Here is a 13,533-nt window from a genome sequence, read left to right as displayed (position 1 = left end):
GGGCAGCGACAGGTCGGAGGTCGGCATGGATGACGACACCGCTTCGGGCCGGCTGCGTGCCGTGCTGCGTTGGCTCGGGGCGGCCGCCGCGATCGCCGGCATCGTGGGCGTGGTGTTCCAGGTGATCGAGTGGGCCGGTTCCCGTGACACGCCCTCGGCGCAGGCCAGCGCCGACGCCAGCCCGACCCCGGCGGCTCCGCCCACCGCGAGGGCCAGCGGCGACGAACAGTTCGTGCAGGTCGGGCAGTGTGTGCGCAACGTCGGCGAGGCGGCCACGGTGGTGTACGAGATCACCCCGTGCGGATCCGGGACGTGGCGGGTCCTGGCCCGCATCGAGCAGTCCGTCGCCGACGAGGCGCAGGCCGACGCGCTGTGCGAGGCCCAGGCGCCCGGCTTCGCCGACTACCACTACTCGAACTGGGCCAAGCGCTCCGGCTACCTGGACGTCGTCTTCTGCGTCAGCCCCGCCTGACCGCCGTCGAAACCGCGCAGGTGGCCGGCGCGGGCTGAGGCTCCCAGCGGGCGTCCAGCGACCGTGGGGAAGAATGGCACGGTGACTTCCCCCCGCGACCTCGTCCTGCTCGGGTCCACCGGCTCGATCGGCACACAGGCCATCGACATCGTCCGGCGCAACCCGGACCGGTTCCGGGTGGTCGCCCTGGGCGCGGGAGGTGGCAACGTCCAGTTGCTCGCCGCGCAGGCCCTCGAACTGGGCGTCGACGCCGTCGGGGTGGCCAAGGCGTCCGCCGCGCAGGACCTCCAGCTGGCGTTCTACGCCGAGGCGAGCCGGCGCGGCTGGGCCACCGGCGATTTCAAGCTTCCCAAGATCGTGGCCGGGCCGGACGCGATGACCGAGTTGGCCCAGTGGCCGTGCGACATCGTGCTCAACGGGGTGGTCGGCTCGCTCGGGCTCGCACCGACGCTGGCCGCGCTGCGCGGTGGTCGTACTCTCGCGCTCGCCAACAAGGAGTCGCTCGTCGCCGGCGGCCCGCTGGTCAAGGCCGCGGTGACGCGGCCGGGGCAGATCGTCCCGGTCGACTCGGAGCACTCGGCGCTGGCCCAGTGCCTGCGTTCCGGGTCGCGCGGCGAGGTGCGCCGGCTGATCGTCACCGCCAGCGGCGGACCGTTCCGTGGGCGGCGGCGCGACGAGTTGACCGAGGTCACGCCCGATCAGGCGCTCGCCCACCCGACCTGGAACATGGGGCCGGTCGTCACGATCAACTCGGCCACGATGGTCAACAAGGCCCTGGAAGTGATCGAGGCGCACGAACTCTTCGACGTGCCCTACTCCGACATCACCGTGATGGTGCACCCGCAGTCGGTGATCCACTCCATGGTCGAGTTCACCGACGGCTCGACGATCGCCCAGGCCAGCCCACCGGACATGCGGCTGCCGATCGCGCTGGGTATCGGCTGGCCGGACCGGGTTCCGGGGGCCGCCACCGCGGTCGACTGGACGACCGCGCACACCTGGGAGTTCGCGCCGCTGGACGACGCGGCCTTCCCGGCCGTGGCGCTCGCCAAGGCCGCCGGGGAGGCCGGTCACTGCCGCCCGGCGATCTACAACGCGGCGAACGAGGAGTGCGTCGAGGCGTTCGTGGCCGGTCGGCTGCCCTTCCTGGGCATCGTCGACACCCTCGAACGGGTGTTGGAGGAGGCTCCGGACTTCGACGAACCGGGTACCGTCGAGGACGTGCTCGCGGCGGAGTCGTGGGCGCGTGCGCACGCGCAGGAGATCATCGCGGGTTCGGTGGAAGGAATTTGATGGCAAACCTGCTCGGGGTGGCGCTCTTCGCCCTGGCCATCCTCGTCTCGGTGAGCCTGCACGAGGCGGGTCACATGCTGACCGCCAAGGCGTTCGGGATGAAGGTCACCAAGTACTTCGTCGGTTTCGGCCCCACCCTCTGGTCGTTCAAGCGGGGTGAGACCGAGTACGGCGTCAAGGGCATTCCGCTCGGCGGCTTCTGCAAGATCGTCGGGATGACCGCGCAAGACGACGACGTCGACCCGGCCGACGAGCCGCGGGCGATGTGGCGTTACCCGGTCTGGAAGCGGACGATCGTGATGTCCGCGGGCTCGATCACCCACTTCGCGTTGGCGTTGATCGCGATCTGGATCGCCGCCGTGTCGCTGGGCCTGCCCAACCGCGACTTCCCCACCACCGAGGCGCAGATCCGCCAGGAGCCGGCGGTGATCGCGCTGTCCGACTGCGTGGTCCCCGAGAACGCCCCGCGGGCCTGCGCCCCGGGTGACGTCGCCAGCCCCGCCGCCCAGGCCCAGCTGCGCGACGGCGACCGGATCACCTCGATCAACGGCACGCCGATCAACAACTACGGCGAGCTGCTGGTGACCCTGCGCGGGCTCAAGCCCGGCGAGACCGCCCAGATCGACTACGTGCGCGACGGGCAGCCGGCGAAGACGAGCACCGTGCTCGCGCAGACCCAGCGCCCGCCGCTCGACGACCCGAAGGGCACCGTCGCCCCGGTCGCCGCACTCGGCGTCGGCCTCGTGCCCACCACGCCGACCCGGGTGACGTACGGTCCGGTCGAGGCGTTCGGCGCCACCGGCGACTTCACCCGCGAGCTGGCCGTCGGCACCGTCCAGGCGTTGCAGCGGCTGCCGCAGAAGGTCCCCGCCCTCTGGACCGCCATCACCGGCGGTGAGCGTGACGTGGACACCCCGATCAGCGTGGTCGGCGCCAGCCGGCTCGGCGGCGAGGCGTTCGCCAACAAGGCCTGGCTGCTCTTCGTGACGCTGTTCATCTCGTTGAACTTCTTCATCGGGGTGTTCAACCTGCTGCCGCTGCTCCCACTGGACGGCGGACACATCGCCATCGCCTGGTTCGAACGCGCCAGGTCCTGGCTCTACGCGCGGATCGGCCGTGCCGACCCCGGGCGGGTCGACTACCTCAAGCTGATGCCCTTCACGTACGTGGTGATCCTGATCGGTGGCGTGTTCACGCTGCTGACCATCACCGCGGACGTCGTCAACCCGATCACGCTCTTCCCAAGGTGAGTGCTGAAGTGACCGCTGTCAGTCTCGGTATGCCTGCCGTACCGCCCCCGCCGCTCGCTCCCCGCCGGGCGAGCCGCCAGATCATGGTCGGCTCGGTTCCGGTCGGCGGCGGCGCGCCGGTGTCCGTGCAATCGATGACCACCACCCTCACCTCCGACGTCAACGCCACCCTCCAGCAGATCGCCGAGCTGACCGCGTCGGGCTGCCAGATCGTCCGGGTGGCCGTGCCGTCCCAGGACGACGTCGAGGCGCTGCCGGCCATCGCCAAGAAGTCGCAGATCCCGGTGATCGCCGACATCCACTTCCAGCCCAAGTACGTCTTCGCCGCGATCGACGCGGGCTGCGCGGCGGTCCGGGTCAACCCGGGCAACATCCGCCAGTTCGACGACAAGGTCAAGGAGATCGCGGCAGCGGCCTCCGCCGCGGGTACGCCCATCCGGATCGGCGTCAACGCCGGCTCACTGGACAAGCGGCTGCTCAGCAAGTACGGCAAGGCCACCGCCGAGGCGCTGGTCGAGTCGGCGCTGTGGGAGTGCTCGCTGTTCGAGGAGCACGGCTTCCGGGACATCAAGATCTCGGTCAAGCACAACGACCCGGTGGTGATGATCCGGGCGTACCGGCAGCTGGCCGAGCAGTGCGACTACCCGCTGCACCTGGGCGTGACCGAGGCCGGCCCGGCCTTCCAGGGCACGATCAAGTCGGCGGTCGCCTTCGGCGCCCTGCTCGCCGAGGGGATCGGTGACACCATCCGGGTGTCGCTGTCCGCCCCGCCGGTCGAGGAGATCAAGGTCGGCAACCAGATCCTGGAGTCGCTGGGGCTGCGCGAGCGCGGCCTGGAGATCGTCTCCTGCCCGTCCTGCGGCCGGGCCCAGGTGGACGTCTACAAGCTCGCCGAGGAGGTCACCGCCGGTCTGGAAGGGCTGCCGGTGCCGCTGCGGGTGGCCGTGATGGGCTGCGTCGTCAACGGTCCGGGCGAGGCCCGCGAGGCCGACCTCGGCGTCGCGTCCGGCAACGGCAAGGGCCAGATCTTCGTCAAGGGGAAGGTCGTCAAGACGGTGCCCGAGGCGCAGATCGTGGAGACGCTGATCGAGGAGGCGCTGCGGATCGCCGACGAGATGGGCGCCGAACTTCCCGAGGAGCTGCGCGGGCTGATCACCGGCCCGACCGTCACCGTGCACTGATCCACCGCACCACCGCCGTACGAAGGAGCGGCCGTTCCCGAGGGGGAACGGCCGCTCCTTTCGCGTGTGGCGGTGGCGGTGCTCCGCCCCAGCGGGGCGGCAGCTCTGCTCGGTGTCACTCCGATTCGGCGAGGATGGCGTACAGCTTGCGCCGGGTCTCGTCGAGCACCTGGGCGGCCCGCTCCCGCTGGTCGTCCGTGCCGTTCATCATCACCTGGCGCAGTGCGTTCATCGCCTGCGCACCGGAGTCGCGGATGTCGTGCCAGCTGCTCACCGTGCCCTGGGCGACGTCCGCCCACGGTGGGGTCTGCGCGGCCTCGGTGGCCTCGGCCTGACCGGCCTCGGTGACCGTGAACCGCTTCCGCCCGCCGCCGGACTCCTCCGTGCTGGCGACAATCACCCCCTCGTCCTCCAGCAGTTGGAGGGTGGGGTAGATCGAACCAGGACTCGGACGCCAGGCACCGCCGGTGCGGGAGTCGATCTCCTGGATCATCTCGTAGCCGTGCATCGGCCGCTCGGTGAGCAGGGCCAGCACGGCGCCACGGACGTTGGGGCGGCGACCCCGGCCGCGGCCTCGACCCCGGCCGCCCCAAGGGCCACCGTGCTCGTGGCCGTGCGGGCCGGGCGGGAAGCCGAAGCCCCGCATCCGCGCCTCGTGCAGGGGGTGCTGCTGTCGATGGAACCTCATGGGGCTCTTCCTCTCTGCGTACTGTCGCTGATGCATCAACGATATATCGGCAATGCATCGCCGACAAGGTCGCGCTTTACAAACCGTACGTACGTATTGTTAGAGTGTCGGTCATGCGCCTGCTTCCCCCGCACGGCCCGGCCCGCGTCCTCACCCTCGGCACCCTGGTCAAGACCGTCGGTCGGGGCCTCTGGCTGGTGTCCAGCGCGCTCTTCCTCACCCGGTCGGTCGGCCTGTCGGCGACCCAGGTAGGCGTCGGGTTGACCATCTCGGCCCTGGTCGGCGTGCTGGCCAGCGCGCCGAGCGGCTACCTTGCCGACCGCCTCGGCCCGCGCGGCGCCCAGGTCGGCGGGCTGATCGCCGCCGGCACCCTGACCGCAGGCCTGATCGCCGTGCGGTCGTTCCCCGCCTTCCTGCTGGTGGGCGCCGCCACGGCGCTCGCCGACGCGGTCGAGCGGGGTGCCCGGGGCGCGCTGATCGCCGGCGCGATCCCGGCCGACCAGCGGGTGCACACCCGCGCCTACCTGCGTGCCACCACCAACGTCGGGATCTCCGTCGGCGCCGTCCTCGGCGGCTTCGCCATCGCCGCCGACACCCGCGCCGGGTACGTCGCGCTGATCCTGACCGCGGCGGCGGCGTCGCTGGCGGCCGCAGCGGTCTTCGTCCGCCTGCCCACCGTCGCGCCCGTCGCGGCCCCGACGCAGGGACCCCGGCTCATCGCCCTGCGGGACCGCCCGTTCCTCGCCTTCACCCTGCTCGACGGCCTGATGTCCATGCACTTCAGCCTGCTCACCATCGCCCTGCCGCTGTGGATCGCCGGGCACACCGCCGCACCCGCCTGGATGATCTCCGCTTTGACGCTGGTCAACACCGTCCTGGTGGTGCTCCTCCAGGTACGCGCCGCGCGCAGCGCCGTCACCCTGCCGGGGGCCGCCCGCGCCGCCCGCCGGGCGGGGGTGGCCATCGCGCTGGCCTGCGTACTCTTCGCCGCGAGCGGCGCGCTTCCGACGGTCGGCGCTGTGGGCCTGCTCGGCTGCGGGGCGCTGGTGCACGTGATCGGGGAACTGTGGCACTCCGCCGCCGGATGGGGGATCTCGTTCGGGCTGGCGCCGCCGGACGCGCAGGGGCAGTACCAGGGGGCGTACGGCATGGGTTACGAGCTGGGGAAGATGCTCGCACCGGTGGTCGTGACCACCCTCGCGCTCGGCTGGGGTGTGCCCGGCTGGTTGGTGCTCGGTGGGCTGTTCCTCCTGCTCGGTGCCCTGGTGCCCCCGGTCGTCCGGTGGGCCGGCCGGACCAGGGCGACCAGCCCGGCCGACGAGCCGGTGACGGTCTGAGACGGGCCTTGCCACTCGACCGGCGGGGTGGGGGTGCGATCTGGCAGGCTGGTACACGTGCTGACGGTGCCGGTACGGCAACTGGGGGAATCGGAGCGCCGCGCGGTCGAGCGACTGCTCGACCTGGACCCGTTCGCGGGCGCGCAGGTCGCCGAGCGCATCGCCGCGCGCGGGCTGTCCTGGTGGCGGGCCGAGGGCCGGATCCTGGGGTACGGCGCCCGGCGCAACCTCGAATCGCTCTGCTGGCTCGGCGGCAACCTCACTCCGGTGCTCGCCTCCGACGCCGCGGTGGCCGCCTTCGCCGACCTGCTCGCCGGCGAGGAGCGCCTGTGCTCCTCCATCGTCGGCCGCGCTGACGCCGTCCTCGGGTTGTGGGACCGTCTCTCCGACATCTGGGGTCCGGCCCGGGACGTCCGCCCCAACCAGCCGCTGCTGGCCACCGACGCGCTGCCGGCCGTACCGGTCGACCCGGAGGTGCGCCAGGTCCGCGCCGGTGAGGTCGATCGGCTCTTTCCGGCGGCGGTGGCCATGTACACCGAGGAGGTCGGCGTCTCCCCGCTGGCCGAGGACGCCGGACGCAGCTACCGCAGGCGGGTCAACGACCTGGTCCGTGCCGGCCGGGCGTACGCCCGCTTCGTCGACGGCAAGGTCGTGTTCAAGGCCGAACTGGCCGTGGTCACCAAGCGGACCGCGCAGGTCCAGGGCGTCTGGGTAGCGCCCGAGTGGCGGGGCCGCGGGATCGCCACCGCCGCGATGGCGACGGTGGTGCGCGACGCGCTCCTGCGGGTCGCACCGACAGTCAGCCTGTACGTCAACGACTTCAATCTGCCGGCCCGCCGGGTCTACGAACGCTGCGGCTTCCAGCCGGTCGGCACGCTCGCCACAGTCCTCTTCTGACCGCCCTTTTCCCGGTCCGCCGCCCGCCCCCGTCCGTTCACGATCCGGTCGTGGACATGCCGCTGGCCGGCACCCCGTGTGCGGGGTGCCGGCCAGCGGTCGGTCGGGTTGTGCGGTGGGTCAGTTGTTCCAGTGCTGGGCGACCAGGTCGGTGGCCTGCTGCTCCCACTGGGCGTAGGCATCCGGGTAGGCGGAGACCTGCACGGTCTGCGCGGCGTCGGTCAACGCCATGTCCTGCCATCCGTCGACCTGCTTGAGGCCCTTGAGGAACGCGGTCGTCGAGTACTCCGGATCGGTGATCTGCTCCGGCGTACCCCAACCACTGGAGGGGCGCTGCTGGAACAGGCCCAGCGAGTCGTGGTCGTTCATGTCGCCGAGGTGGCCCAGGTTCTCCAGCTTCGACTCCTGCAGGCTCGTGGCGATCGAGATCACCGCGGCCCGCTCGGGCAGACCCGCCTTCTTCGTCGCGGCGATGATCGCCTTCACGTTGGCGGTCTGCTCGTCGTTGAGGTCGATGTGCGACTGCGGGCCCTGCGCCTTGACCGCCTGCACCGCAACAGCGACCGGCTTGCCCTCGACGGGGGCGGCGTGCGCGGCGATCGGACCGGCGAACACACCACCGGCGAACGCCAGACCAGCAACGGACAGCATGCTCTTACGAATGATCGTGTTCATGAGGGTTGCTCCTTCACGGGGGTAGACACTCCACACGCCTGTTCGGGGGAACGGCACGCAGGGTGCAAGCACCTCGTCCGGCGCTCTCATACACGGGGAAAGTCTTAGGTCGGCGGCCGACAAGCGGGGGGCTCGTGGCGCCGGGGGTCCAGCGGCCTACGCGCGGGGGCTCGTGGCGCCGGGTCCATGTGTAACGGCCGCCGGGCCGGGGTCATTCCGCGGTCGGCCCGTCCATCAGCACCCGGTGGAAGCGGGTGCTGGTGCGGTCGGTCGGGTCTGCAACGACCGCCGGGCCGGGGTCATTCCGGGATCGGCCCTTGATGGGCACCCCGTGTGAGCGGGTGCTGGTGCGGTCGGTCGGGTCTGCAACGACCGCCGGGCCGGGGTCATTCCGGGGCTGGCCCGCCCGTCGGCACCCTCGGGCGAGCGGGTGCTGGTCCGGTCGGTCGGGGGTCTGCAACGACGCGCACCCACGGGGCATTCCATCCCGACCTCGCTGTCATCCCAGCCCCGAGGGGTGGGTGATCTGGCGGTGGTGCTGCGATCGTCAGGCTATGTAACGACCCCGCGCCCGCGACGATTCCAGCCCCCGGGTGCACCCGGCCACCGTCAAACCGCACAATATCGGACAGGCCGGACGGGCTCGCGGATCGGTGCCGCCTCGGATGGGCCGGTTTGCGGGTTGATCGACTCGGTATCGTCGATATCGGGGCATCCGCAAGCCCTGGACACCGCGACATCCTCGATATCGAGTGGATCACCCCCGAAGACGCACTTCCCGGGCGATCCCGGGTCGAGGTCGTCAACGAGCCCGATACCTCGCAGGCATATTTATGACTCACAGGTATATGGCTCGCAGGACCGACCGCCCCGGACGGGCAGCCGCGGCGACGTCCACCGGGACCGCCCGAAAGCATCAGCGGGATCCGCCCGACGCAGATCAGCGCGAACGACGATCCCGACGCGAGGGACGTCCCGGAAGCCCTGCTCAGAGCGGTTAAATCGGTTGAGTGGACAGGGTCCCGACAGGCACGCTGAGTTCTCCGCCACCCACGTCCGGAGGACTCCGATGCGCCTGCTCCGTGATCTGTGGGGCACCTCGCCACGTCGCCTGACGATCGTGGTCATCCTGATCGCACTCGGCGCCGCCGGTCAGGCGGGCGCGTCGGCCCTGGCCGGGGCGGTGCTCGTGCATCGCTCGACCGGCTTCTTCGCCGTACTGGCCGCGGCGCTGGTTGCCGTGGTCCTCACGGACCTGGCGGTCAGCCTGCTGATGGCCGGCCTGACCGCCGACTGGTCCGCCGACGTGCGCCGGCGGCTCTGCCGGGTCGCGCTCGGGCAGGACCTGCCCACCCTGGAGACCACCCCGGTGGGTGAGCTGCTCGACCGCATCGACGGCGACGTCTACCAGGTGGCGTCGGCGGTCCGCAACCAGGGCACCCGACTCGCCCAGGGGCTGTGCGTCGGCCTGCTGTCGATGATCGTCGCGCTGGCCGTGTGGTGGCCGGCCGGGATCGCGATGCTCCTGCTCACGGTGGTGCTCGGCGTCGGGTTGCGTCGGCCCACGGCGCGGATCGGTCCGGCCCGCATGGCCGAGGAGGAGGCCTGGTCGGACCTGGCCGCGGTGATGGAGGAGGCGGTGCACGGCCAGGACGACGTACGGACCAGTCTGGCCCGGCCGTACGTGCTGCGGTTGTACGCGCGGCGGGCCGCCGCCGTGCTGTCCCGGGGCCGCCTGGTCTGGGTGTTGTCCGCCCGCGTGGCGACGGCCGCGACCGCGACGATCCGGGCCGGCATCGGGGTGGTGGTGCTCGGCGGGGCCTGGGCACTGGCCACCGACCGGATCGACGCGGCCCGCCTCACCGCCATCTGGCTGCTCGCCCTCGCCTTCGGGGCGACTGCCGAGCACGTCAGCCGGATGGTGCCGGAGCTCCAGGAGGCCCTCGGCGCGTGGGCCCGGGTGCAGCTGCTCCAGAAGGCCCGGCAGGAGCCCGTCGGCGGAGCCAGCCCGATCGACGGTGACCTGCGCATCCGTGACCTGACGTTCGGGTACCAGGTGAGCGGGCCGGAGAGCGGCCGGGGAGCCGCGCTGCGCGGGGTCAGCCTCACCTTCGCGCGTGGCCGCTCGTACGCGCTGATCGGGCGGACCGGTTCGGGCAAGTCGACACTGGCGAAGGTGCTCACCCGGGCCGTCGACGTGCCGCCGGGAACGGTCTTTCTCGGCGGCACCGACCTGTGCGACCTCGACGTCGAGCAGCTGCGCCGCTGGGTGGCGCTGGTGCCGCAGCGCACCGAGATCCTGGCCGGCACGCTCGCCGAGAACGTCGCGCTCTTCGACCCGGAGCTGCTCGACGCGGCGGCCCGAGCGCTGAACGAACTGGGCCTGGCCGGCTGGATCGCCGAACTGCCGGAGGGGCTGGCGACCCGGCTGGGGGAGGGCGGGCACGTGCTCTCCGCCGGTCAGGAGCAACTGGTGGCGTTCGCCCGGATCCTGGTCCGCGACCCGCACGTGGTGATCCTCGACGAGGCCACCGCGCGACTGGACCCGGTCACCGAGGCACGCGTGCAGCGGGCCACCGAACGGCTGCTGCGTGACCGGATCGGCATCGTCATCGCGCACCGGCTCTCCTCGGTGCGTCGTTGTGACGAGGTGGTGGTGCTGGCCGACGGCTCGGTGGTCGAGGCCGGCCCGCTGGAAACGTCGACTCGCTTCGCCGAGCTGCTCGCGACCAGCCACGCCGCCGCGTACGCGGCAGCGGTGCCGGCTGGCCGCAGCGGCGCCGGCACCGACCTGCTGGTCGCCCCCGATCCGGTCGATGCCTGGCCGAGCGGGCCGGTGACCCCGCCGGTCGAGCTGGCCCCGCCGGTCGAGCCGGCCGCGCCGGTCGAGCCGGACGAGCCGAAACGTGCCGACCCGCCGCCGCTGCCGCACGTCCCGCCGGCCCGGACCCTGCGGGAGATCTTCCGGCTCTGCACCAACGACCCCCGGTACGGGCTGGCCGCGATCGTGCTGTTCCTCGGGCTCAGCCTGCTCGGACTGGACGGTCCGGTGCTGCCCTGGCTCTGGGCCGACCTGGTCGACGGGACCGGCAACCCGTACCTGCCGGCGCTGGGGATCGTGACCGGGCTCCTGGTCACCCTCCCGCTGCCGTACTACACCCACGTCTGGTTCCCGCAGTGGTGGGTGCGGCAGATGCTGCGGATCGGCCTGCGCCTGGTGCACGGCCAGACCGGGCCGCGGCGGGTCAGCTCGCACACCCCGGCGGAGGTGGTGGCGCAGGGCGGTGACACCGAGCGGGTGGTCCAACTCGCCGACAACGTGCTGGACCAGGCCGTCGCGCTGGTCCTGGTGGTCGCCATGACGGCGGTCACCGGCAGCGTCGTACCGGCGCTGTTCTTCCTCGGCACGATGGTCGTCTCCGGGCTGGCCGCGACGCTGTTCGGGCCGAAGCTTGAGCGTGCGGCCCGGGCGACGGTCGCGGCGCGGGCCGCCTTCGCCACCGCGCTGGTCTCCGCGCTCTCCGCGGCGCGGACGGTGAAGCTCGCCGGCGCGACCGCGGCGGTGCTGCGCCACCTCGCCGATCTGGACGTGCTGCGCAGCGACCGGCAGCGGCGGGAGATCTCGGTGCAGGTGTGGTCGCGCTCCACGCCGTCGGTGGCCAGCGGCCTGCTGCCGATCGGCGCGTGGGCGCTCTACCTGACCGGCGAGCTCTCCGCCGGGGCGGTGCTGGTGGCCGTCTCCACCCTCGGCGCGGCCCGCTGGTTCGCCTGGACCACCGCCTCGCTGATCTCCCAGCTGCCCTCCGCGCGGGTCTGGACCCGACGCACGGTGGCGATGACCGGGGTGGACGCGTACTCCGCCGGGGTGCCCGCCGTCGACCTGGCCGCCGGGACGGCCCCCGCGCCGACGCCGCCGCCACGGCATCCGCTGCGCCGGCTGCAGCTGCGCGGCTTCGGCGTGGTGCACTCCGACGGCACGGTCGCCGTCCGGGACGTGGACCTGACCGTGCAACGCGGGCAGCTGGTTCTGGTCGTCGGCCCGGTCGGCTCGGGCAAGTCCTCGCTGCTGCGGGGGTTGGCCGGGATCGTGCACCACACCGGCGAGCTGTCCTGGAACGGTGACCCGGTCACCGAGCCCGAGCTGTTCCTGCGCCCCAACCAGGTCGGCTACGTCGGCCAGCTGCCCCGGGTGCTCTCCGGCACGGTGGCCGACAACATCGCGCTCGGCCACCAGGTGGACGCCGCCGGGGCGGTCAGCACCGCCCAGCTCGACCATGACCTCGCCGCGGCGGGCGGTGGGCTGGGCCTGCTCATCGGGCACAAGGGCACCCGGCTGTCCGGCGGCCAGCTGCAACGGTTGGCGCTCGCCCGGGCGCTGGCGCCGCGTACCGAACTGTTGGTCGCCGACGACGTGTCGTCGGCGCTGGACGTCACCACCGAGCTGGCGCTGTGGCAGGCGTTGCGCGCGCACGGGGTGACCGTGGTCGGCTCGACCGCGAAGCGCGCCGCGCTGGTCCGGGCCGACCACGTGGTGGTGCTGCTCGGTGGCACGGTGGCGGCACAGGGCACCTGGCAGGACCTGGAGGGCGACTGGTCGCACCTGGCCGGCTGACGGTCGGGCGGCTGCCGTGCCTGGCAGCCGCCCGACCGGCGGGAATCAGGAGGCGCGGGCGTACTGCGCGGGTCCGCTGTACGCGACGCCGAGCTTGGCGGCGGCCCGGCGCGGCCAGTACGGGTCGCGCAGCAACTCCCGGCCGAGCAGCACCAGGTCCGCCTCGCCGCCGGCGACGATCTGCTCAGCCTGCTCCGGCTCGACGATCAGGCCGACCGCGCCGGTCGGCACGCCGGCCTCGCGGCGGATCTGGGCGGCCAGTGGCACCTGGTAGCCGGGGCCGAGCGGGATGCGCGCGTCCGGATGTACGCCTCCGGAGGAGGCGTCGACCAGGTCCACGCCCACACCGGCCAGCTCGCTGGCGAGCACCACGCTGTCCTCGATCGTCCAGCCGCCCTCGACCCAGTCGGTGGCGGAGATCCGGGTGAGCACCGGGACGTTCTCTCCGACCGCGGCGCGCACCGCGCGGGCCACCTCCAGGGTGAGCCGCATCCGGGCGGTCCGGTCGCCGCCGTAGGCGTCGGTGCGGTGGTTGGTCAGCGGCGAGAGGAACTCGTGCAGCAGGTAGCCGTGCGCGGCGTGAATCTCCACGGCCGCGAAGCCGGCGGCCAGGGCACGTTCGGCGGCGGTGGCGAACGCCTCGACGACGCCGGCGATGCCCGCCGCGTCGAGAGCGGTCGGCGTCCGGTAGTCGGCGACGAACGGCTCCGGCCCGGGGCCGACCGGCGTCCAGCCGCCCTCGGCGTCCGGCACGCCGCCCCGGTTCGGAGCCCACGGACGGTACGTGGAGGCCTTGAACCCGGCGTGGGCGAGCTGAACCGCGGGCACCGCGCCGTGCTCGGCGACGAACGCGTTCACCGGCCGCCACGCGTCGACGTGGGCGCCGGACCACAGCCCGGTGTCCTGCGGGCTGATCCGGCCCTCCGGCAGCACGGCGGTCGCCTCGGTCAGCACCAGCCCGACCCCGCCCACCGCCCGGCTGCCGAGGTGGATCAGGTGCCAGTCGGTGGGCAGACCGTCCGGACCGGCGGTGTACTGGCACATCGGCGCCATGGCGATCCGGTTGGGCAGGGTGACCGCGCGCAGGGCCAGCGGCGTGAACAGGGAACTCATGTCGTCATCCTCTCG

10 protein-coding genes are annotated in these 13,533 nt (G+C 72.5%); 7 read left to right on the top strand and 3 right to left on the bottom strand.

All coding sequences use genetic code 11. The features are described from left to right. Nucleotides 1-25: 25 nt before the first annotated feature. From EAD98_RS18015 to ispG, 4 genes are all read left to right on the top strand, one after another. Nucleotides 26-472 (top strand): hypothetical protein, encoded by a 447-nt coding sequence (locus tag EAD98_RS18015; protein ID WP_121655224.1) that lies wholly within the window; start codon nt 26-28, stop codon nt 470-472. 81 nt (nt 473-553) lie between these two features. Further along, nucleotides 554-1,765, top strand: a complete 1,212-nt coding sequence (gene dxr, locus EAD98_RS18010) for a 1-deoxy-D-xylulose-5-phosphate reductoisomerase (protein ID WP_121655223.1) — start codon at nt 554-556, stop codon at nt 1,763-1,765. Beyond that, entirely contained in the window at nt 1,765-3,015 is a 1,251-nt protein-coding gene (locus EAD98_RS18005; RefSeq protein WP_121655222.1) for an RIP metalloprotease, read from the top strand. Before dxr ends, EAD98_RS18005 begins: the two co-directional genes overlap by 1 nt. Nucleotides 3,016-3,023: 8 nt before the next feature. Continuing rightward, complete coding sequence (gene ispG, locus EAD98_RS18000; RefSeq protein WP_121655221.1) at nt 3,024-4,196, top strand: flavodoxin-dependent (E)-4-hydroxy-3-methylbut-2-enyl-diphosphate synthase; 1,173 nt, start codon at nt 3,024-3,026, stop codon at nt 4,194-4,196. A gap of 115 nt (nt 4,197-4,311) precedes the next feature. Here the strand turns inward: ispG and EAD98_RS17995 are convergent, their stop codons facing one another. Then, nucleotides 4,312-4,884, bottom strand: a complete 573-nt coding sequence (locus EAD98_RS17995) for a PadR family transcriptional regulator (protein ID WP_074317838.1) — start codon at nt 4,882-4,884, stop codon at nt 4,312-4,314. A 113-nt stretch (nt 4,885-4,997) separates the two neighbouring features. Here EAD98_RS17995 and EAD98_RS17990 point away from each other — a divergent pair, with 113 nt between their 5' ends. Together EAD98_RS17990 and EAD98_RS17985 are read left to right on the top strand one after the other, a co-directional pair. Then, a complete protein-coding gene (locus tag EAD98_RS17990) occupies nt 4,998-6,221 on the top strand; it encodes an MFS transporter (protein WP_121655256.1) in 1,224 nt (407 codons plus the stop codon). A 57-nt stretch (nt 6,222-6,278) separates the two neighbouring features. Continuing rightward, nucleotides 6,279-7,118, top strand: coding sequence for a DUF4081 domain-containing GNAT family N-acetyltransferase (locus tag EAD98_RS17985; RefSeq protein WP_121655220.1), 840 nt, complete (start codon nt 6,279-6,281; stop codon nt 7,116-7,118). A 120-nt stretch (nt 7,119-7,238) separates the two neighbouring features. On the opposite strand, the gene EAD98_RS17980 is transcribed toward EAD98_RS17985, so the two are convergent. Then, nucleotides 7,239-7,793, bottom strand: coding sequence for a hypothetical protein (locus EAD98_RS17980; RefSeq protein WP_121655219.1), 555 nt, complete (start codon nt 7,791-7,793; stop codon nt 7,239-7,241). 1,069 nt (nt 7,794-8,862) lie between these two features. Between EAD98_RS17980 and EAD98_RS17975 the strand changes: the two genes are divergently transcribed. After that, nucleotides 8,863-12,405, top strand: coding sequence for an ABC transporter ATP-binding protein (locus EAD98_RS17975; protein ID WP_121655218.1), 3,543 nt, complete (start codon nt 8,863-8,865; stop codon nt 12,403-12,405). A 45-nt stretch (nt 12,406-12,450) separates the two neighbouring features. Here EAD98_RS17975 and EAD98_RS17970 read toward each other — a convergent pair whose 3' ends face one another. Next, nucleotides 12,451-13,518: an NADH:flavin oxidoreductase/NADH oxidase gene (locus tag EAD98_RS17970; protein ID WP_121655217.1), complete on the bottom strand. Its 1,068-nt coding sequence runs from the start codon at nt 13,516-13,518 to the stop codon at nt 12,451-12,453. Nucleotides 13,519-13,533 lie beyond the last annotated feature (15 nt).

This window comes from Micromonospora sp. CV4 (genome assembly GCF_003667455.1).
GTDB lineage: Bacteria > Actinomycetota > Actinomycetes > Mycobacteriales > Micromonosporaceae > Micromonospora.
The sequence above is the reverse complement of the archived record's forward strand: the minus strand, read 5'-3'. Positions and strand labels throughout refer to the sequence as shown.

Coding starts and splice junctions, on each gene's coding strand:
- EAD98_RS18005 (WP_121655222.1), top strand. CDS start 1,765: ATGGCAAACCTGCTCGGGGTGGCGCTCTTCGCCCTGGCCATCCTCGTC.
- EAD98_RS17975 (WP_121655218.1), top strand. CDS start 8,863: ATGCGCCTGCTCCGTGATCTGTGGGGCACCTCGCCACGTCGCCTGACG.
- EAD98_RS18015 (WP_121655224.1), top strand. CDS start 26: ATGGATGACGACACCGCTTCGGGCCGGCTGCGTGCCGTGCTGCGTTGG.
- EAD98_RS17980 (WP_121655219.1), bottom strand. CDS start 7,793: ATGAACACGATCATTCGTAAGAGCATGCTGTCCGTTGCTGGTCTGGCG.
- EAD98_RS17970 (WP_121655217.1), bottom strand. CDS start 13,518: ATGAGTTCCCTGTTCACGCCGCTGGCCCTGCGCGCGGTCACCCTGCCC.
- EAD98_RS17990 (WP_121655256.1), top strand. CDS start 4,998: ATGCGCCTGCTTCCCCCGCACGGCCCGGCCCGCGTCCTCACCCTCGGC.
- EAD98_RS17995 (WP_074317838.1), bottom strand. CDS start 4,884: ATGAGGTTCCATCGACAGCAGCACCCCCTGCACGAGGCGCGGATGCGG.